Annotated in this window: 18 protein-coding genes and 1 pseudogene; 13 read left to right on the forward strand and 6 right to left on the reverse strand. The window is 72.9% G+C overall.

Annotated features, from left to right (window positions below; translation table 11 throughout):
* Positions 1 to 977: RNA-guided endonuclease InsQ/TnpB family protein (locus CA984_RS14965; RefSeq protein WP_242675956.1), on the reverse strand; the 977-nt coding region annotated here is incomplete at its 3' end.
* Positions 978 to 1,001: 24 nt separating this feature from the next.
* On the opposite strand from CA984_RS14965, the pseudogene tnpA reads away from it, so the two are divergent.
* The 7 genes and pseudogenes from tnpA (at position 1,002) to CA984_RS46150 (ending at position 5,689) form a co-directional block, all read left to right on the forward strand.
* Positions 1,002 to 1,430 (forward strand): annotated as a pseudogene (gene tnpA / locus CA984_RS14970) (IS200/IS605 family transposase).
* 173 nt (positions 1,431 to 1,603) lie between these two features.
* Entirely contained in the window at positions 1,604 to 2,272 is a 669-nt protein-coding gene (locus CA984_RS14975) for a DUF4129 domain-containing protein (RefSeq protein WP_086572382.1), read from the forward strand.
* A complete protein-coding gene (locus CA984_RS14980) occupies positions 2,269 to 2,667 on the forward strand; it encodes a hypothetical protein (RefSeq protein ID WP_086572384.1) in 399 nt (132 codons plus the stop codon). Before CA984_RS14975 ends, CA984_RS14980 begins: the two co-directional genes overlap by 4 nt.
* Positions 2,668 to 3,645 carry an AAA family ATPase gene (locus CA984_RS14985; RefSeq protein ID WP_086572386.1) on the forward strand — a complete coding sequence of 326 codons (978 nt, stop codon included), beginning with the start codon at positions 2,668 to 2,670 and terminating at the stop codon, positions 3,643 to 3,645.
* Entirely contained in the window at positions 3,642 to 4,892 is a 1,251-nt protein-coding gene (locus tag CA984_RS14990; protein ID WP_086572389.1) for a DUF58 domain-containing protein, read from the forward strand. Before CA984_RS14985 ends, CA984_RS14990 begins: the two co-directional genes overlap by 4 nt.
* Positions 4,889 to 5,425: a hypothetical protein gene (locus CA984_RS46145; protein ID WP_086572391.1), complete on the forward strand. Its 537-nt coding sequence runs from the start codon at positions 4,889 to 4,891 to the stop codon at positions 5,423 to 5,425. Before CA984_RS14990 ends, CA984_RS46145 begins: the two co-directional genes overlap by 4 nt.
* Positions 5,426 to 5,518: 93 nt before the next feature.
* Positions 5,519 to 5,689 carry a DUF4175 domain-containing protein gene (locus CA984_RS46150; RefSeq protein ID WP_143121072.1) on the forward strand — a complete coding sequence of 57 codons (171 nt, stop codon included), beginning with the start codon at positions 5,519 to 5,521 and terminating at the stop codon, positions 5,687 to 5,689.
* A 4-nt stretch (positions 5,690 to 5,693) separates the two neighbouring features.
* Here CA984_RS46150 and CA984_RS15000 read toward each other — a convergent pair whose 3' ends face one another.
* Positions 5,694 to 8,273, reverse strand: coding sequence for an MXAN_6230/SCO0854 family RING domain-containing protein (locus CA984_RS15000; protein WP_086572393.1), 2,580 nt, complete (start codon positions 8,271 to 8,273; stop codon positions 5,694 to 5,696).
* Between the two features lie 294 nt (positions 8,274 to 8,567).
* Between CA984_RS15000 and CA984_RS15005 the strand changes: the two genes are divergently transcribed.
* Positions 8,568 to 9,929 (forward strand): MATE family efflux transporter, encoded by a 1,362-nt coding sequence (locus CA984_RS15005; protein WP_086572395.1) that lies wholly within the window; start codon positions 8,568 to 8,570, stop codon positions 9,927 to 9,929.
* Between the two features lie 96 nt (positions 9,930 to 10,025).
* Here the strand turns inward: CA984_RS15005 and CA984_RS15010 are convergent, their stop codons facing one another.
* On the reverse strand, positions 10,026 to 10,442 hold the full coding sequence (locus CA984_RS15010) for a DUF2795 domain-containing protein (protein WP_086572397.1): 417 nt from the start codon (positions 10,440 to 10,442) through the stop codon (positions 10,026 to 10,028).
* A gap of 362 nt (positions 10,443 to 10,804) precedes the next feature.
* On the opposite strand from CA984_RS15010, the gene CA984_RS15015 reads away from it, so the two are divergent.
* Positions 10,805 to 12,178, forward strand: coding sequence for an NADP-dependent succinic semialdehyde dehydrogenase (locus tag CA984_RS15015; protein WP_086572400.1), 1,374 nt, complete (start codon positions 10,805 to 10,807; stop codon positions 12,176 to 12,178).
* A 143-nt stretch (positions 12,179 to 12,321) separates the two neighbouring features.
* Here the strand turns inward: CA984_RS15015 and CA984_RS15020 are convergent, their stop codons facing one another.
* Positions 12,322 to 13,632 (reverse strand): serine hydroxymethyltransferase, encoded by a 1,311-nt coding sequence (locus CA984_RS15020; protein WP_242675958.1) that lies wholly within the window; start codon positions 13,630 to 13,632, stop codon positions 12,322 to 12,324.
* 105 nt (positions 13,633 to 13,737) lie between these two features.
* Here CA984_RS15020 and CA984_RS46155 point away from each other — a divergent pair, with 105 nt between their 5' ends.
* From CA984_RS46155 to CA984_RS15030, 3 genes are read left to right on the forward strand one after another with little or no spacing between them, the layout of a single operon-like run.
* A complete protein-coding gene (locus CA984_RS46155; RefSeq protein ID WP_165781259.1) occupies positions 13,738 to 14,967 on the forward strand; it encodes a PucR family transcriptional regulator in 1,230 nt (409 codons plus the stop codon).
* Positions 14,968 to 14,996: 29 nt separating this feature from the next.
* Positions 14,997 to 15,155 carry a hypothetical protein gene (locus CA984_RS46160; RefSeq protein ID WP_165781260.1) on the forward strand — a complete coding sequence of 53 codons (159 nt, stop codon included), beginning with the start codon at positions 14,997 to 14,999 and terminating at the stop codon, positions 15,153 to 15,155.
* 3 nt (positions 15,156 to 15,158) lie between these two features.
* Positions 15,159 to 16,595: a WS/DGAT/MGAT family O-acyltransferase gene (locus tag CA984_RS15030; RefSeq protein WP_086572407.1), complete on the forward strand. Its 1,437-nt coding sequence runs from the start codon at positions 15,159 to 15,161 to the stop codon at positions 16,593 to 16,595.
* Here the strand turns inward: CA984_RS15030 and CA984_RS15035 are convergent.
* Positions 16,482 to 17,012 (reverse strand): ATP-binding protein, encoded by a 531-nt coding sequence (locus CA984_RS15035; protein WP_086572409.1) that lies wholly within the window; start codon positions 17,010 to 17,012, stop codon positions 16,482 to 16,484. The genes CA984_RS15030 and CA984_RS15035 overlap by 114 nt on opposite strands.
* Positions 17,013 to 17,565: 553 nt before the next feature.
* On the opposite strand from CA984_RS15035, the gene CA984_RS15040 reads away from it, so the two are divergent.
* Positions 17,566 to 18,897, forward strand: a complete 1,332-nt coding sequence (locus CA984_RS15040) for an MFS transporter (protein WP_086572411.1) — start codon at positions 17,566 to 17,568, stop codon at positions 18,895 to 18,897.
* A 29-nt stretch (positions 18,898 to 18,926) separates the two neighbouring features.
* Here CA984_RS15040 and CA984_RS15045 read toward each other — a convergent pair whose 3' ends face one another.
* Positions 18,927 to 19,472, reverse strand: a complete 546-nt coding sequence (locus tag CA984_RS15045) for a type 1 glutamine amidotransferase domain-containing protein (protein WP_086572413.1) — start codon at positions 19,470 to 19,472, stop codon at positions 18,927 to 18,929.
* Positions 19,473 to 19,497 lie beyond the last annotated feature (25 nt).

The raw sequence follows: 19,497 nt of genomic DNA on the forward strand, positions 1-19,497 counted from the left end.
GTGTAGGCCGGGTCCACGTAGACCACGGCGACACCGGCACGGGCCGCCTTGTAGGCAATGAACCGGCCGAGCTGGTGGAAGCTCCACGAATGCAGCGTGACCCGCTGGGGCTTACGGAGCCGTACCCGGTCGCGGATGCCCTGGAGATCTTCCAGGGCGATCCCCTGCCCGGTGCGTGTCGCCTCGGTCACGATGCGTTTGGCGATGGTGTGGTTGGTGTTCGCGGCGAAACGCGCTTCYTTGCGGCGGCGTTTCTTCAGCAGCCGCTTGGCGGACGTGGTCTGCTTGGCCTGCAGGCGGCGGCGTAGCTCGCGGTGACGGTGGCGGACCGCGTTCAGACCCTTGCCGCTGTGGCGAASCCCGCCACTGGTGGTSGCGAGGTTGGCGATCCCCAGGTCCACGCCGAGGAACCCGTCCGGGGCGCCGACCGGCCGGTCGGGAATATCGCAGGTGGCGATGAGGAACCACCTGCCATCGCGGTATGCCAGGTCCGATTCGCCCTTGCGGTAGGCGGCCAACGTCGTGAGCTGATCGGCCGAGGCGGTGAACGCCACGCTCTTCATCCGCCCGCGCGTGGTCCAGATCGACACCGTCCGCGCATCCATCTGCCAGGACAGACAGCGGTCGTCGAACGGCTGGGCCGCGCTGGGGCGAAAGACAATCGGCGTGGCCAGGGCCCGCTCGCGCCGCGCGGAGCTGGGCTTGCCCACCTGTCCGTTGCGGAGATTGGCGTGCAGCGTGGCGTAGGCGTCGGTGACCTTCTTGATGACGTGCTGCGCGGCCTGAGCCGCCAGCCCGTAGTTGTCCTTGATCTGCCCGTAGGCGTGCTTGCGCAGGTCGTAATTGCGAAATACCCGCTGGCTGTGGGCGAGCGCCGCCACCCAGGTGGCCGCGTCGTTGACCGCGCGCAGWGTCGCCTCCAGCGCCGCCGCCTGCTCAGGCGTCGGCAGGAGCTTGACCCGCACCACCAGCTTCATATCGAACACTCTAGCATTAGGTCCATGTCACCGAGATGGGAACCGAACCCCGACATAAGAAGAGGTTGAAGCGTTGTCTACGCGCTTCACGCGCACTTGGTCTTCACTCCAAAGTATCGGCGAGGTGTGTTCACCGACGAGATTCTGCGTCGCTGCGCAGACATCATGATCGAGGTATGCGACAGTTTCGGGGCGGAGCTGGTCGAGTTCAACGGCGAGGAAGATCACGTGCACCTGCTCGTGCACTACCCACCCAAAGTCGCCCTCTCGACGCTGGTGAACAGCCTCAAGGGCGTGTCTGCCCGGCTACTGCGCAAGGAGTATCCGGCACATATCCGTAAGTATCTGTGGGGCGGGCATTTCTGGTCGCCGTCGTACTTCGCCGCCTCCTGCGGCGGCGCACCCCTATCGATCATCAAGGAGTACATCGAAAACCAGAAGCGTCCGGGCTGAGCCGCTCGACGGCCTACCGGTCACCACACCGCTCGGGCCTTGGCGACCCTCCCGCGCTGTCGTTTCCTCCCGGGCGTGAACGCCCGGGATTCCACGCCAGATCACGCTGAACGCGGCCCGTAGGGACCCGGCTATTGACGGGGAGCCGGACCACTGATGGAGTGATCCCCGATATGCGCCGTTCAGGGAGTTCGCCGACGGGTCGGTGGCGCCGGTGGACACCGTTCGCCCTGGCCGTCGCGGGGCTGACGGCCGTCGCGCTCGCCGCCGACGGGATCCGGCTCGACGGCGCGTTCGACCTCGACGTCCTCATCCCGGAGCCCCCCGCGCGCAGTCCCGTCCCGGTCCGGAGCGCCGGAGCCCTGCCCGTGGGCGAGGGCCCGACGGGGCGGTTCGCCTTCTGGGCCGTGATCGTGGTCGGCGCCGTGCTCGCCGCGCCCGTGATCGTCATGCTGGTCAGGATGCTCATGCGCTCCGGCGACCGGCCGCCCGCCGCCCGCCCGGCCCAGGAGAGGCCGCCGGCCGCCGCCGAGATGCGGGCCGCGCTCCGGGCGGGCCTGACCGACCTCGACGCCGGGGACGACCCGCGCCGCGCCGTGATCGCCTGCTGGCTCCGGCTGGAACACGCCGCCGCCGGGGCCGGGACGCCGCGCACGGCCGCCGACACCCCCGGCGACCTGGTCACCCGGCTGCTCGCCGCGCACAGGGTGAGCGGCCCGGCGCTCGGCCGCCTCGCCGCCGCCTACCGCCAGGCGCGCTACGCCCCCCACGAGGTGGCCGAATCGCTGCGCGGCACGGCACGGCGGGCGCTGGCCGAGGTGGACGCGGAGCTGTCGTCTTGACGGCCCTCCTGTGGCACCTCGGGATCCTGGCCGCCGCCGCCGCGCTGGCCGTCGTGATCGTCCGCCGGATCCCGGTCATCCCGCCGAAGCCGCCCGGGCCGCCCCGCGCGGCCGCCGCCGCGGAGCCGGCGGACCGGGCGTTCGCCCAGGCCCGGTGGTGGGAGCATCGGCTCGCCTCCACCCGGGACGACCTGCCCAGGTTCCGCTCGCTCGTCCAGCGCCGCCTGGCCGAGCTGGCACTGGAACGGCTCCGCCGGCGGCACGGCGCGATCGGCCCCGGCCGGGCCGCGGAGATCCTCGGCGTCGAACTGTACGAGCTGATCACCGTCCCCGTGACGGCGGTCCCGACCCGCGCCGAGCTGGCCCGCCTGATCGCGCGCATCGAGGAGATATAGATGGAACCCGCCGAGGTGGGCAGGCACGCACGCGAGGTGCTCGACCGGGTCAACACCGTCGTGGTCGGCAAGCGCGACGCGCTGGAACTGGTGCTGGCCGGGATCCTGGCCGGCGGGCATGTGCTCCTGGAGGACTTTCCCGGCCTGGCCAAGACCCTCACCGCCCGCTGCTTCGGGCAGGTCCTCGGCCTGGACTTCACCCGCCTGCAGTTCACCCCCGACCTGCTGCCGGCCGACGTGACCGGCTCGTTCCTCTACAACCAGCGCGACGGCGACTTCGTCTTCCGCAAGGGCCCGGTCTTCACCAACCTGCTGCTCGCCGACGAGATCAACCGCACTCCGCCCAAGACCCAGGCGGCCCTGCTGGAAGCCATGCAGGAACGCCAGGTCAGCGTCGAAGGCGTCACGTACCCGCTGCGGGCCCCGTTCCACGTGCTCGCCACCGCCAACCCGATCGAGTACGAGGGCACCTACCCGCTGCCCGAGGCCCAGCTCGACCGGTTCCTGCTCCGGGTGTCCTTCGGCTACCCGACCCCGGAGGAGGAGTGGACGATGCTGGGGCGCCGGATGGCCCGCCGTACCGAGGAGAGCGCGCTCGAACCCGTCGTGGACGCCGTCACTCTGCGGGAGATGCAGCGGGCGCTGGAGGACGTGGCCGTGGAGGACTCGGTCGGCCGCTACATCGTCGACATCGTGTCCGCCACCCGGGAGCATCCCCAGCTCCAGGTCGGCGCCTCTCCCCGCGGCTCGCTGGCCCTCCTGCTGACAGCCCGTGCCCGCGCGGTGCTCGACGGCCGCGACTACGTCATCCCCGAAGACGTCAAGCGGGTCGCCCCGGCCGCGCTGTCCCACCGGATCAGCCTCCGCCCGGAGATGTGGCTGCGCCGCGTCGACCCGGTCTCGATCGTCGAGGAGGTCTGCGCCCGCACCCCCGTTCCTCCCTCCGGGCAGCTCCCCGCCTACACCGGCGGCAAATGATGTGGACCTCCACCGCGGCGCTGCGCCGTGCCGTCGTCCTCAGCGTCGGGCTGTGCCTGCTCGCGGTGACGCTGGGCCGGGTGGACCTGCTGGTCATGGCCGTGCCGTTCGTGCTGGGCACGGCTGTCAGCCTGCGCTCCCGGCCGGCCGGATCCCCCCGGGCCGCCCTCCGCCTCGCCGACGTCGCCGTCACCGAGGGGGGCGCCGTCAGCGCCTCGGTCACGGTGGACGCCGACCGCTCGACGCTGTGCGTGGTCAGCCCCGCCGTCTCGCCCGGCCTGCGCCAGGACGTCGGACATCACGTCGTGGAGCCGCCCGCCGAGGTGGTGCTCACCGGCACGGCCCGGCGCTGGGGCGTCCACCCGCTGGGGCCGGTGCGGGTCCGGGTGATCGCCTGTGACGGGCTGCTGGAGTTCCCCGAACTGGTGCTGCCCGCGGGGAACGTGCGGGCCCTGCCCGTCGCCGAGCCGTTCGCCTCGCACGTCTCCGTGCCCCGGGCCGACGGGATGTCCGGGATCCACCGGTCCCGCCGGCTCGGGGAGGGCGGGGAGCTCGCCGGGGTACGGCCCTACCGGCCGGGCGACCGGCTGCGCCGCATCGACTGGCGGACCACCCTGCGCACCCGCGAGCCGTACGTCAACGCCACCCAGCCCGAACGCGACGCCGAGATCGTGCTGCTGCTGGACGTCCTGCACGAGGCGGGCGGCGACGAAGGCACGGCGAGCGTGTTGGACGTCACGGTCCGTGCCGCCGCCGCGATCGCCGAGCACTACACCCGCCAGGGCGACAGGGTCTCCCTGGCGGAGTTCGGGCCCCGGCTGCGGAGGCTGCGCCCCGGCACGGGCCGGCGGCACCATCTGGCCCAGCTCGCCTGGCTGGCCGAGATCAGAGCCATGCCCGAGGGCTGGGACGCGCTCGGCGACCGGCCGCCGATCACCGGACCGTCGGCCTCCAACGCCCTGGTCATCATGCTCACCCCGCTCCTGGACCCGCGCAGCGCCACCGTGCTGGCCACCCTGGCCCGCGGCCGCCGTCCCCTGGTCGCGGTCGACACCCTGCCCACAGGCCTCCGCCGCCGGGCCGAGACCGAATGGTCGGACCTGGCGGAGCGGCTCTGGCGGCTGGAACGCGAGAACACCATCTGCCGCCTGCGCGAGGCCGGGGTCCCGGTCGAGGCGTGGCGCGGCTCGGGCAGCCTGGACGCCATCCTGCGGGACGCCGCCCGGATCGCCGCGGTGCCGCGGTGACCACGCCGCACTCGCTGAGCTGGCGGATGCTGATGTGGGCTGTCGGAACGACGGCCCTGCTCGTGGCGATGCCGCCGGACTACCGCGCCGGGATCGTCATGCCGCTGCTGGCCGCCCTGATCGGCCTGCTCGCCGCCGCCGAACCGGATAACGCCTGGGTGCTCTGCCTGGAGGTGGTGACCGTGGTGGCCTGGCTGCTGACCACCGTCGTGTACGGCCATGCCCCTTCCTGGACCGTGGCGCTGGCCATCGGGTCGCTCCTCTACATCCACCACGGCATGGCCGCCGTCGCCGCTCACATACCGGTGCGGGCGCGCATTCCCGTGGCGCTGCAGGCCGGCTGGCTGGGCCGGGCGGGGGGCGTGCTCGCCATGTCCGTCGCCGTATGCCTGCCCGTCACCGTGCTGACCGGCGGCGCCTCCGCGGTCCCCCCGGCCCTGGCCGTCGTCCTCGGGGCCGGGGGAGCGCTCGGCGTCGCCTACGCCCTGACGCGGGGCGCGATCCCCGCCGGTGGCCGGTCCCGCAAGCCGTGACGCGGGGAGATCCCTGAGGGGACGACCCTGGCTTGTCCCTGACTTCGGCCCCCGGCCCTGCCGCCGGGCCGCACCGGCGCATAGCGTGGGGGCATGGGACGAATTCTGCTGATCGTGGCGGCCGTGGTGCTCGCCTTCTTCCTGCTCGGCTCGCTCCTGGGCTTCGTCTTCGGACTGCTCAAGTGGGCTCTGATCATCGGCCTGGTCGCGGTGGTGGTCATGTTCGCGGCCAAGCTGTTCCGCTCCTCCCGCGTCCGGGACTGATCCCTCAGCCCGTGGGCTCCGGAGCCAGGAGACCGACCAGGTCGGCCGCGTCCAGCAGGTCCACCCGGTCGGTGTCCACGCTCCACGGATACAGCGCGTAGAGCTGGGAGCCCGCGGGCGGCTCCACATCCGCGTGGACGAGCACGGCGAGATCCGCGCCGTCCACCGGGCCCCGCCAGGGCCCGTCGTCCTCGCGCCGCAGCAGCCGGTCCGCGAAGCCGGGGACGTTTTCGCCGGCCCGGCGCGCGTAGCGGGAGACGGAGCCGTCGGGGCGGCGCGTCAGCACCTCCCCGGCCCGTGCGGCGGCGTGCCAGCACGCCACCTCCCACAGCGTGATCCGTTCGGCCAGCCCGTACGCGTCCTCCATCGCGGACCCGAGGAGGGCGAGCCGCCTGTGGTTGCCGGCCACGTTGTGCCCGTACCCGGCGGCGCTCTGCTGGAGGTCCACCCAGCGCATCGTGCGCGACCACAGGTCGGCCACCAGCGGGACGTGGATCCTGGCGGAGCCGGACAGATCGAACCGCTGCTCGACGGCCCGCGGGTCGAACAGGCCGGCAGGCCGGCCCATGAAGCCGGCGAAGCCGCGCACGAGCCTGTCGAAGGGCACGCCGTCGAAGCTGAACACGACCGGCACCGCGTAGCGCCCGCCCAGGATCAGCAGCTCGGTGACGTCGAGGTCCACGAACTCCGAGGCGCCCAGCGGCTCCGGGGCCGAGGTGATGTCGCCCGAGTGCACGGCGGCGGTCCGGCCCAGGCGCAGGTCCGTGTAGTCGCACAGGCCCACGAAGTTCCAGCGCTCGTCGTAGAGCGCCACCGACAGGTCGAGGTCCACGCGCTCGTCCCCGGGCTCGGCCCAGTGCAGGAACAGCCGGATCCGCTCGTCGCGGGGCAGCGGCTGCACGCTGCCTCGCGGCACCCGGACCAGGGCGGCGGAGTCCGAGCGCTCCGCCGTGGGGGCGATCAGGTCGGCCAGCTCCTCGTCCAGCAGCACCCGCCCGAGCGGGGGCAGCGCGGCGGCCCGGCGCAGCAGCTCGGCGGTCAGCGCCGCGCGGACCGGCTCGACCTCACCGGCGGGCAGCTCCGGCCGCTCGTCCGGCTGCGCCCAGGCGCGTGCGGTGTCGCCGCGCGGGAAGAACAGCCGCGTCCCGCCGGGCGGCGTCCGCAGCCTGCCGAGGGCGGCGATCAGCACTCCGGGCGCGACGTGCGGCGCGGCTGCGGCGGTGGCCTCGGCGGCGCCCTTCTCGCCGGTGCCCAGGACCTGGCCGAGCCGCCGGACCAGCTCGCCCGGCCGGGCGGCGAGCAGGGGCAGCACCGGCTCGCCCGCGCGCAGCGCGGCCTCGACCCGGCCGGCGAAGGTGTGCAGACGCAGCCGCGCGCCCTCCGCCCGCAGCACCTCGGGGTGCCCGGCCGCCCGCTCCAGCATCGCCTTCCCGAGCTCGCCGGTCAGCGGGGTGCCGCGCAGCACCGCGAAGGCCAGCGCCACCGTGGGGTGGCGGCGGTGGAACTCGTGCGGATGCAGCACCTCGGCCATGCGCTTCCACGCCTCGGCGTGCCGGTGCAGGTCCTCCAGGACGGAGGGCAGGGCCAGGGCGTCCAGGCGGGCCAGCAGCGCCCGCCGTACCGGGCGGGGGAGCGAGGCGCGGCGCGCGGGCCGGGTGCGCAGGCCGGGATCGCCGCCCATGAGCGCGTACAGCAGGCGCAGCACGTCGGTGGCGGTGTCCACGTGCCGGTCGAGCTGGTCCCGCACGGCCGCCGCGTCGAGCACGGGCAGCAGCGCGGCGAGCACGGCGGCGCGCGTCTCGCGGACCGGGATGTGCTCGGGCAGCCGCCCGGCGGCCTCCGGTCCGCCCGCGCGGACCAGCGCGACCACGTCGGCGCGGTCCTGCGGGGAGAGTGGGGTGCGGCGGTCGAGCAGGGTGTCCAGGATCGCCCCGGAGACCGCCGGGGGATCCTCGCAGAGGGAGAGCACGACGAGGCGGTGGCCGGGGAGCGGGGTGGCCGTGGCGGCCGTGGCGGCCGGGGCGTCGGAGGGGCGCAGGAACGGGTCGGCCGGGTCGATCCGGCGGTGGCAGATCGGGCAGCCCGCGAAGTCGGAGCCGTCCCAGCACCCGTGGCAGACCAGGTGCGCGCAGGGGGAGACCGCGTGCACGGTGCCGGCCTTCCCGCAGAGCACGCACGGCTGCTCGGGGTGCTGGAGCAGGACGGCGAACATCCGGCGGACGAAGAACTCCACCGTGTCGGCGGGCACGCTCTCGGGAAACCCGCGGAACATCGGCACGTGCTCCACGTGACCGCCCAGCTCGGCCAGTACGGCCTGCGCGAGCCGGCGCCCGGCCCGGGTCAGCTCGCCCGCGTCCAGCCGGCCCAGCGCGTCCCTGAGGCCGGGGGACAGCAGGAAGCCGTACTCCAGGAGCTGGGCCTCCAGCGCCTGGACGCCCTGCTGGAGCGTGGGGGAGGCGATCACGCGGGACTTCCGCCGCCGAGAGGACGGCCGCCGGGGCGGGACGGGGGTGTCCCCGGTGGCCAGCAGGCGGAGCGCCACGAGCCGGCGCCGGCGCAGCAGGATCTCGGCCAGCGGGTCCATCACGGTCTCCTGCCCGTCTCGGGAACGCGAAGAGGGGCGGAGAGCGGACGCGCTAGGTGTCTTTAAAAATAAGAGTGATAGAAGGAAGCACGTCCAAGAGCCGCCCCTCGGGGGAAACCGTAGCGGTGTGGCGGGTTTTTGTCGCTTCTGTATGTCTCTGGCGCGGTCCGGTCCGCCGGTGCCCGGGATGTCGTCGGTGACCGTGCCGGCTCCGGACAGCTGCCGCCCGGCCGGACTCACGGCCATCCCGTTTCATGTCCGTAGTTCAAGGAAAGGTATGCCTATCCTAAAACTATGGCCATGGCGCATGGGGGGAACAAGGTGTTCCAGGAGAGTCGAAAGCTCGCGGCACTCGCCCTTCCCCTGGCCCTCACCCAGCTGGCCCAGGTCGCGCTGACGACCACCGACACGGTGATGATGGGCCTGCTCGGCACCGAGGCGCTCGCTGCGGGCGGCCTGGCGATCGTGCTGTTCAACCAGCTCAGGACCATGGGGGTCGGCCTGGTGACGGGCCTGGGCAACCAGGTGGCGGCGGCGTCCGCGCGCGGCGGCGAGCGGTCGGAGCTCCGTGACCTGGTGCGGGCGGGCATGGCGCTGGCCACGCTCGCCGGTGTGGCGGGCGCCCTGCTCATGGTGGGCCTGGGGCACCTGCTCGCCTGGCTCGGCCAGGACCCCCGGGTGATCGAGCTGGCCCGGCCGATGCTGCTGGCCCTCGCGCCCGGCCTGGTGCCCTGCCTGTGGTTCCAGGTGATCCGCCAGTTCACCGTCGGCATGCGGCGGCCCAAGGCGCTGGTGTGGATCACTGTCGTGTCCATCGCCGTGAACGCCGGCCTGAACTGGGCGCTCATCCACCCGTTCGGCCTCGCCGGGGTGGGCCTGGCCACCGCGCTGGTCTACCTGCTGTCCTTCCTGGCGCTCTACGCGATCACCCGGCGCGATCCCGTGCTCGCCCCGATGCTCGCGCTGGACGCCTGGCGGGTCCGTCCGGACCGCCTGCGCGGGCTGGCCCGCCTCGGCGTGCCGATCGCGGCGACCTACGGTTCCGAGGCGGGCTTCTTCTCGGTGGTCGCGCTGCTCATGGGCAGCTTCGGCGCCGCTGCGCTCGCCGCGCACACGGCGGTGAACCAGCTCGTCTACATCGTCTTCCAGGTGAGCGTCGGCCTGTCCCACGCCGCCTCGATCAGCGTCAGCGGCGAGGCCGCGGTCGACGGGTACGGCTCCGCCGCGCGGGTCGGCCGGACCGCGCTCGCCCACGGCGCCCTGGTCGCGACCGTGGTCGCCGCCGTCTACCTCTTCCTGCCCGACGCGGTGCTGCGTCCCTTCCTCGACGCCGATCCCGCCGCGCTCGCGGTGGCCGCGGACCTGCTCGTGGTCGCCGCCGTGCTGCAGTACTTCGACAGCGCCCAGAACATCGGTGTCGGTCTGCTCCGCGGTCTCGACGACACCAGGTCCGGCTTCCGGATGACTTTGATCGGCTACTGGGCCGTCGGCCTGCCGGCCGCCTGGCTGCTCGGCCACGTCGCCGGAGCGGGGCCGGTCGGCGCCTGGGTGGGCCTGCTCGCCGGGCTGGCCGTCACCGCGTTCCTGCTGCTGGTCCGTTTCCGCCGGACCCTCGGCGAACGCGGCGGCGAGGCCGTGCGCGGCGCGGCCCGCTGACCGCCCGCCCCTGCCGTGCCCTTCGCGGCCCGCTGACCGCCCGCCCGTGCCGTGCCCTTCGCGGCCGGCCGGTTCTGAGGCGCGTCCGGACGGGCACTACCAGCGGCGGCGTTCCGCCCCGAGCCCGAGTGCCCGGGCCACCTCGCCGACGTTGTGGAACTCCCCGTCGGGCAGGTCGCGCAGGCTCTCGACGATGGCGTCGGGAGCCATCTTCGCCTCGGCGTGCGCCATGAGCTCGTCGCGGTCCGACGGCCAGTGGGCGTCGCTCAGCCATTTCGCGATGGCGCTGCGGCGCTCGACCTCCACGGCGGTGATGCCCTCGGGGGTGCCGGGCTCGTGTCCCGGCGGGTACCTCCTGGGGGTCGCCTCCTCCTCGGGGTCCACGATCCCCTGGGGGTCCGCCCATTCCTCGGTGTGGGCGGGGCCGCTGCCGCGGACGACACCTTGGGTCTCGTGCTTCTGCTCATCATCGACGCGCGGGCCGTGCTTGGCGCTGCCGCGTTCAGCATTCATGACCTGACCTCCCGAAACAGGGTCGTGAGGTGTCCCGTACCCACTACCCGAGTGCCCACATCTCCCGCTTACCTCCTAAATGTCCCCTTTCGTTAAGTAGCTGTGTAAATCCCCAGAAAAGGGGCAAGTGGCCGATACCGGATCCGTCTCGTCCGCTCCCCGCGGAGCGGAGCGGATCCCGATGACAGGGGGACAGGACGCCGATCTCCGCGGCTGCCTGCCCGCGTCCCGCGCATGGCCGGCGTCGTCAGGGGCGGCCCGCCCCGCGGGAACCCGCCGCGCCGCCGGCCCGGTCCCCGTCCGGAAGCTCTCAAGCCCGACTGCCCCGTCGTCCGAGGGCGACGGTTGCCGAGGAGGTAGCGATGGCGATCGCGACGATCAACCCCGCCACGGGGGAGACGCTGAAGACCTTCGAACCGCTGAGCGAACACGAGGTGGACGAGCGGCTCGTACTCGCCGCCGCGGAGTTCGAGACCTACCGCGCCACCGACTTCAAGCAGCGGGCGGCCTGGATGCAGAGCGCCGCCGGCCTGCTGGAGTCCGAGCAGGAGCAGGTGGCCCGGCTGATGACCACCGAGATGGGCAAGACGCTGGTCTCGGCCAGGGCGGAGGTGGCCAAGTGCGTGAAGGGGATGCGCTACTACGCCGAGCACGCCGAGGAGTTCCTGGCCGACGAGCAGGCCGACGCCCCCGCGGTGGGAGCGCGCCGGGCGTACGCGCGCTACCAGCCGCTCGGGCCGGTGCTCGCGGTGATGCCGTGGAACTTCCCCCTGTGGCAGGCGGTCCGGTTCGCCGCCCCGGCGCTGATGGCCGGCAACGTGGGGCTGCTCAAGCACGCCTCGAACGTGCCGCAGACCGCGCTCTACCTGGGCGAGCTGTTCGCCCGCGCGGGGTTCCCGCGCGGCTGCTTCCAGACCCTGCTGATCGGCTCCGGGCAGGTCGAGGCGGTCCTGCGGGACCAGCGGGTGGTGGCGGCCACGCTGACCGGGTCCGAGCCGGCCGGCCGGTCGGTCGCGTCGATCGCGGGCAGCGAGGTCAAGAAGACCGTCCTGGAGCTGGGCGGTTCGGACCCCTACATCGTGATGCCGTCCGCCGACCTCGACGGAGCCGTGGCCACCGCGGTCACCGCGCGGGTGCAGAACAACGGCCAGTCCTGCATCGCGGCCAAGCGGTTCATCGTGCACGCCGAGGTGTACGACGACTTCGCCGACCGGTTCGTGGCGCGGATGGAGGCGCTGCGGGTGGGGGACCCGGAGGACGAGTCGACCGACGTGGGGCCGCTCGCCACCCAGCAGGGCCGCGACGACGTCGAGAAGATCGTGGCCGACGCGGCCGGGCGCGGCGCGCGGGTGCTGTGCGGAGGATGGAGCCCCGACCGGCCCGGCTGGTTCTACCAGCCGACCGTGGTCGCCGACATCACCCCGGAGATGAGGCTGTTCAGCGAGGAGGTGTTCGGCCCGGTCGCCTCGCTGTACCGTGTCGGTGACATCGACGAGGCGCTCGCCCTGGCCAACATCACCTCCTTCGGGCTCGGCTCCAACGCCTGGACCGCCGACGTGGTCGAGCAGGAGCGCTTCGTCGCCGATCTGGAGGCCGGCATCGTCTGCGTCAACGGCATGGTCGTCTCCTACCCCGAGCTGCCGTTCGGCGGAGTCAAGAACTCCGGGTACGGCCGGGAGCTGTCCGCGCACGGCATCCGCGAGTTCTGCAACATCAAGGCCGTCTGGATCGGCTGAGCCGCCGACGGGACCGAGCCGCTCAGGCAGCCCGCGCCGGGTGCCGTCAGGAGCACCTCCGGGCTGCCCTCGCGGGCCGGGAAGTCATACGGACCGGCCCGCCAGGGGGCGCGCCCCAGGGGGTCGAGCGGGCCGGTCCGCGATCATGGAGTGGCGGAGCGGCGCAGGGCGACCGCGTCCTGGAGGACCTTGACGGGGTCCTGGCCGTCGATCAGCAGGCGGCGCATCAGCGTCGCCACCTCGGGCATGCTCTCCGGGCCGAGGCCGCGGCGGGTCACCTCCTGGGTGCCGATCCGCAGGCCCCGCATGGGCTCGCCGGGAGCCTGGTCGGGCAGGCCGATGCCGCTGAGGTAGACGCCGCCCTCGGCCAGCAGCCGGGCCGCGTCGTCCCCGCCGCCGAACGCGGCGGCGTCCACCGCCACATGGTGGGAGACGGTCCAGCCCAGATGGGAGGCCGCGACGGTGAAGCCCTCGCCCTCCAGCGCCGCGGCCAGCGCCCTGGCGTTGGCGATGCAGCGGTCGGCGTAGGCGGGGCCGGCGGCGGCGTGCTCGGCGGCGGCGACGGCCAGCGGGGCCAGCCGGGAGGCGTCGTAGTTCGCGGTCAGGCCGGGGTAGGCGGCCGTGGACACCCGGTGCGCGAGATCCTCGTCGCGGCTCACGACGGCCGCGCCGGGCGGGCCGCCGAAGGACTTGTAGGTCGACATGGTCACCAGGTGCGCCCCCTCGTCCAGCGGCCGCTGGAACCGGCCGCCCGCGATCAGGCCGGCCATGTGCGAGGCGTCGTAGACCAGGACCGCGCCCACCTCGTCGCACGCCGCCCGGACCCGCGCGACGTCGTGCGGGAACAGCATCAGGCTCGCGCCGACCACCACCAGCGCCGGCCGCTGCTCCCGCAGGAACGCCGGCAGCGCGTCGTAGTCGATGTCGAACCGGCCGGCGTCGTAGGGCAGGTCGACCACCCGCAGGCCCCGGACCCCGGCCGCGCCCTGGGCGTGGTGACTGGCATGGCCGCCGGCGGCCTCCGGCAGCACCGCGATCGTGTCGCCCGGCCGGGCGAACGCGGTGTAGCAGGCGAGGTTGGCCATCGTCGCGCTCTGCAGCCTGACCTCGGCGAACTCGCCGCCCATCAACGCCGCGACCTGGAGCGGGGCGAGCACCTCCAGCACGTCCAGCTCATCCAGCCCGGTCTGGAACTTCTCTCCCGGCCAGCCCATGGAGGGACGGCTGCCCAGGGAGAGCTCGTGGGCGGCGCGAGCACGCTCGCTCATCGTGTTGGTGCCCGCGTACAGGACGATCCCATCCTCGTCGAGACGGCCCCGATGCTCGGCGAGCACCGCGTCGATCAGACGGGTGACCTCGTGGAGGTCCAGCCCGCCCAGCTCCGACTCCAGCTCCACCAGGCGTCGCTGTGCCCGGGACGAGGCCCAGGGGGCAACTCGGCTGCGCTCTTCCACGGCGGTTCCTTCCGGAAAGGGGGTTGATGCGACGGTACGGCTCGGGCTGGAAAGTCGTCATCGTCCCTCAAGTGGAGATCATTCCTACATCTGTAGGATTCATGGGTGATCGCGCATAATGTCCAGGACCTTCTTGATTCCCTGGCCATGGCCGTCGGGCGGGGCATGGCCGTGGACGACCCCGAGGGCAGGGTCGTCGCGCACAGCGTCCACCACGGCGACTTCGACCGGGTCCGGGCCCAGGCGATCCTGTCCAGATCCGTCCCCGCCGAGGTCGAGGTCTGGCAGGAGGCCCACGGGGTGGCCACGACCCGCGAGCCGGTCAGGATCCCGGCCAACCCGGCGCTCGGCATGGCGGCCAGGCTCTGCGTGCCGCTGCTCCACCGGGGCAGGCGTGTCGGCTCCCTCTGGGTCATCGAGGGCGGCGGCCCGCTGAGCCCCGAGGAGGAGGCCAGGACCGTGCGCGACGCCGCCGCCATCGCCGCCCTGCTCGACGGCGGCGGCAGCTCCCACACCCTGCGCCGCCTGCTCAACGGGGAGATCACCGTCCCGCGGGCGGCCGGGATCCTCGGCGAGGGGCCGCTACGGGTTCTGGCCGTGCGCGCCCCGGCCGGTCGCGGTGACTCCGTGCGGGGCGACCTCGCGTGGGACGGCGGCTCACGCGGTGACGCCGTGCGGGGCGACCTCGTGCGGCGCGACGGCTCACGCGGCGACTCCGTACGGGATGACGGCGCGAGGGGCGACGCGGTGCCGGGTGACGGCTCACGGGGCGACGCCGTACCCGGGGAGCCGGGAGGACTGGCCGGAGTGGTCGGCGACGAGCTCTCCCGGATGCGCCGTCCCCCCGCCTTCGCGGTCGTCGACCGGCACGCCGTGCTGCTGCTCAACGGCGGTGAGGACGCGCCGGCGCTGGGGGAGTCGCTGGCCGCCAGAGCCGGCGGCCTCGTGGGGATCAGCGCGGTCCATCCCGGACTCGGATCGCTCCGGCAGGCGTACGGCGAGGCGGTCGCCGCGGCCAGGGCCGCCGCGGCCGAGCCGGCGCTCGGGCCGGTCGCCCGCTGGCCGGAACTCGGCGTCTACCGGCTGCTCGCCGACCCCACGGTCTCCCCGCTCGGCTCGCTGCGCGAGCATCCGGCGCTCGCCGTCACGCTGGAGACCTACCTGGACCACGGGGGGGACGCCCAGGAGACGGCCCGCCTGCTCCACCTGCACCGCACCAGCCTCTACTACCGTCTGGCCAGGATCGAGGAGCTGACCGGGCGGAGCCTGAAGGATGGAACCCAACGGTTAGAACTCCATCTCGCGCTGAAGCTCGCCCGCTGGAACACGGTGTAGAGACGGATAAATCCGGGCACAGCTCTCCGGTGCTGCAGTTGATCAGCGAGGTCGTCACCGTCATGGTCGTTCTCGCGCTCGTCTGGCTGGCGATGCTCGTCGCCTCCGTGGTCGTCCTCCTCGCGCTGGCCGCGTTGGCCCTGACGACCCCGCGGGAGCAGGATGGTGCCAGGACTCCCAGGAGGTAGAGGATGCGGCAGCTCAGCGCGGTGGACACGCAGTTTCTGAACTTCGAGACCTCGACGAACGTCGCCAACATCGCCGGACTGGCGATCCTGTCGGGCGGGCTGACCCGAGGTGACCTGCTCTCCCTGCTGGCCAGACGGCTCCACCTGGCCCCGCCCTTCCGGCGGCGACTCGCCCTCGTGCCGTTCGGCCTGGACCGTCCGTACTGGACCGAGGAGGGCAGGATCGATCTCGACTACCACGTGCGGGAGATCGCGCTGCCCGCGCCGGGCACCGACGAGCAGCTCGGCGAGCAGGTGGCGCGGCTGCACGCCCGGCGCCTGGACCGCCGCTGCCCGCTCTGGGAGATGTATCTGATCCACGGCCTGTCCGGCGGCAGGACGGCCCTCTACATGAAGGTCCACCACGCCGCGGTCGACGGCGTCACCGGCGCCGGCGTCCTCGCCGCCCTGCTGGACACCTCTCCCGAGCCCGCCGAGATCGCGATGGCGCCCGAGGCGGAGCCGGAGGAACGGATCGACACGCGGGAGATGATGGCCAGAGGCGTCGCCAACGTCGTCCTCAACCCGGCGCACACGGTGAGGTTCCTGGCCAACGCCGTTCCCCACCTGGACGAGATCCCCGTCCTCTCACAGCTTCCCGGAGCCGGGCTGGTCTCCCGGGTCACCCGGGATCTGGCCCATCGCCTGTCCGGCGAGGCCACGGTGCCCGCCCTGCCCCGCATGACACCCCCGCGCACGCCCTTCAGCGGCCGGATCACCGGCCATCGCCGCTTCGCCTTCACCGCCCTGCCGCTGGAGGAGGTCAAGCAGGTCAAGAACGCCTTCGGCGTCACGGTGAACGACGTGGTGATGACCATGTGCGCGGGAGCGCTGCGGCAGTGGCTGCTCAAGCACGACGCGCTTCCGGACCAGCCGCTCGTCGCGGGCGTGCCGTTCTCCCTGCGCGCCCCCGGCGACTGGAGCGAGGGCAACCAGGTCACCATCATGATCACCACACTGGCCACCCAGGTCGCCGATCCGCTGGAGCGGCTGCGGGCCGTACACGACGCGATGGCTCTGATCAAGGACCGCGCGTCGCCGGCCCCGGCCCGCTGGATCCAGGAGGTCAGCGACATGATGCCCTCGGCCCTGACCGGCCTGGCCGCCCGTGCCGCCTTCAACCTGTTCGCCGGGACCGCGGGCCCGATCAACGTGGTGATCTCCAACGTCCCCGGTCCGCAGCTCCCGCTCTACGTGAGCGGGGTCCGGCTGCTCTCCTATCACCCCGTCTCGGTGATCACCGACGTCAGTGGCGGTCTCAACATCACGGCCTTCTCCTACGACGGCTCACTTGACGTGGGCGTGATCGCCTGTCGGGAGATGGTCCCGGATGTGTGGGTCGTCACCGACTACCTCCGGGACGCCCTCTCCGAACTCAAGCTCCTCGCTGAGCAGGAGTGACAGCCCCGGGGCATCCTTGACGAAGCGCAGCTTCTTCTCCAGGCAGACGATCGAGCCCCGCTCGTGCCGGTTGACGAAACGGATGTCATCGGCCAGCGCCCTCATGATGAGCAGGCCGCGGCCGTGCTCGGAGGTCGACGGGGGCGACGAGCGCGGCCCGGAGAAGTCGAAACCGTCCCCGGCGTCCACCACCTTGATCACACAGCGGTCGCGGTAGAGCTCGGTGCTCACCATGTAGTCGTCGCTGGGAGCGGCGTGCTGGATCACGTTGGAACACGCCTCCGAGAGCATGAGCTGGATGTCCTCACGGATCTGCGACTCCACCCCCAAGGCGGAGAGCGATGCGTCCAGCAGTTGCCGGATGACGGGAACACTCGCGGCGTCGCGCGGCAGACGCAACGAAATCGTAGCCTCCACAGCTCCTCCTTCACAGATGACCTCTAGAGCCTTGCCCCGCCTCGGTCGTCCTAATCGAGCGGAGGGAGTGTGTCTGCGCGCCGGCCCGCGCGAGCGGCGCGTCCGGCACTCCGATGGCATTCTGGGATCTTCGGTAGCCGGGGCGCACGGAGACGGCCACCCTGTGATCACCCGGGGTCCGTGAAGACGCTCGAAGGTCGCGTGATGGCCGCGGTCGACCGCGTGAATAGGCCAAACCCATGCTGACCAGGGCAAACGTGCACCACGCGATCCGGTTCCGAGGTTCTGCGGACCCCCGGGTCTCGCTCGATCGTCTTATGTGAGCACTTTTATATAAGGACTGTTATATTGACGCCGTGACATCTCTGGACCCCCCTGCGCCGTCCGGGCGGCGGCCGGCGCTTCATGTCCCGCCGACGGCCATGGACGGCCGGATCGAATCCGTGCGCATCGAGCGCGGCCGTCCCCGGTCCGCCCATCCTCTGATCCGCCCCGGCGAGCCTCTTGCCGGTCCGGCGTCCGCGGCCCCTTCCCTGCCGGCGGAGCAGCGCCCATGACCTGGCGCCGCCGGCTGATCGATGTCCGCCCCCTCCGTACCAGCCGGCCGTTCCGCGACCTGTGGATCGGGTCGTCCCTCGCCTCGATCGGTCAGCAGATCGCCGGCGTGGCCGTCCTCCTGCAGGTCTGGGAGCTCACTCACAGCCCGCTCTGGACCGGGGCCATCGGCCTTGCCACAGCCGTGCCGCTGCTCGTCCTCGGGCTGGTCGGCGGATCACTGGCCGACGCCGTCGACCGCAGGACCCTCGTCCGTGCCACCACCGCGGGCCAGGTGCTGACAGCCGTGGGCCTCGTGGCGCAGGCCGCCGCGGGAAACCGGTCGGTCCCGCTGCTGCTCGCCCTGGTCGCCGCGCAGTCCGGCTGCGCGGCGCTCGGCGCCCCGGCCCGGCGCACCTTCCCCGTCAGGCTGCTCCCCGCCGACCAGGTCGCCGCCGGGCTCGCCCTGCAGAACGTCGCCTTCCAGGCCTCCATGCTCGTCGGGCCCGCCCTCGCCGGCATCGTGCTCGCGCAGTGGCGCTACCCCGCCGCCTACGCGATCCAAGCCGTCGCCGGCGTCGCGTCGCTGATCGCCGTGGTCCGGCTGCCTCCGATGGCCGCCCCGCGTACCGACGACGACCGGCAGCCCGCGCGCGGCGCGCGTCAGCGTCGCGGTCCGGCCCGGGGAGGCTGGCGGATCATCCTTCAGCGCCCCACCCTGTGGGGCTCCTTCGCCACCGACCTCGCCGCCACCGTCCTGGCCATGCCGATCGCGCTCTTCCCTCTGATCAACGAGATCCGCTTCGAGGGCAACCCCCGGACCCTGGGGCTCTTCCTGTCCGCGATCGCGGTCGGCGGGCTCAGCGCCGGCCTGCTCTCCGGGACCGTCACCCGGCTCCACCGCAGCGGCCTCGTCCAGCTCGTCGCGGCCACGGTCTGGGGCCTCGCCCTCGCCGGCTTCGGCCTGGCCGGCCCCCTCTGGCTCGCCCTCTGCTGCCTCGCGATCGCCGGTGCGGCCGACACCGTCGCCGTGGTCACCCGGGGCGCGCTGGTCCAGTTCGAGGCGCCCGACCATTACCGGGGGCGGGTCTCCTCGGTCGAGCACGTCATCGGCATCGCCGGCCCGGAGGTCGGCAACTTCCGTGGAGGACTGCTCGCCTCCCTCGCGTCCGCCCCCGTGGCGCTCGTCGCGGGCGGCCTGGCGGCCGCGCTCACCGTCGTCACCGTCGGCCTGATCAACCGCCCCCTGCGCGACTACCGCGCCCCGTCGGAGCGTGACGGCCCGCCGCCGCCCGGAGTGCCGCCGGCGGCTCCCGCGCAGCCGGCGGCCCTCGCCGACGGGCCGGGGTGAAGCGCCGTCGGAGGGCGCGGGCTGGAGTGTCAGCCCGCGAAGGCGTCCGTCGCGGCCTGGCAGAAGGCTTTAAGGTCGTCGGGCTTGCGGCTGGTGACGAGGGTGTTCGGGCCCGAGGTGCAGATCACGACCTCCCGGTCCTCCCAGTCCGCCCCGGCGTTGCGCAGGTCGGTCCTGAGGCTGGGCCAGGAGGTGACCTTCCGGCCGCGCACGACGTCGGCCTCGATCAGGGTCCAGGGCGCGTGGCAGATCGCCGCGACGGGTTTGCCGGACTCGAAGAAGTCCTTGACGAACCGGACGGCGCTGGGCACGGTCCGCAGGAGGTCGGGGTTGGCGACGCCGCCGGGCAGCACCAGCCCCTCGAAGTCGTCCGCCAGCACCTCGTCGATCGTCTCGTCCACCCGGAACCGGTCGGCCTTGTCGAGGTGGTTGAACGCCTGGATCTCACCCGCTCGGGTGGAGATCAGTCTGGGCGTGGCCCCTGCCTGTTTGACGGCCTGCCAGGGCTCGGTGAGCTCGACCTGCTCGACGCCCTCCGGGGCCACGAGGAACGCGATCGTCTTGTCGTTGAGCATGATTTCCCCTCTGACGTGCGGCGAT

It is taken from the genome of Streptosporangium minutum (assembly GCF_002149035.1).
In the GTDB taxonomy this organism is placed as follows: Bacteria; Actinomycetota; Actinomycetes; order Streptosporangiales; family Streptosporangiaceae; genus Streptosporangium; species Streptosporangium minutum.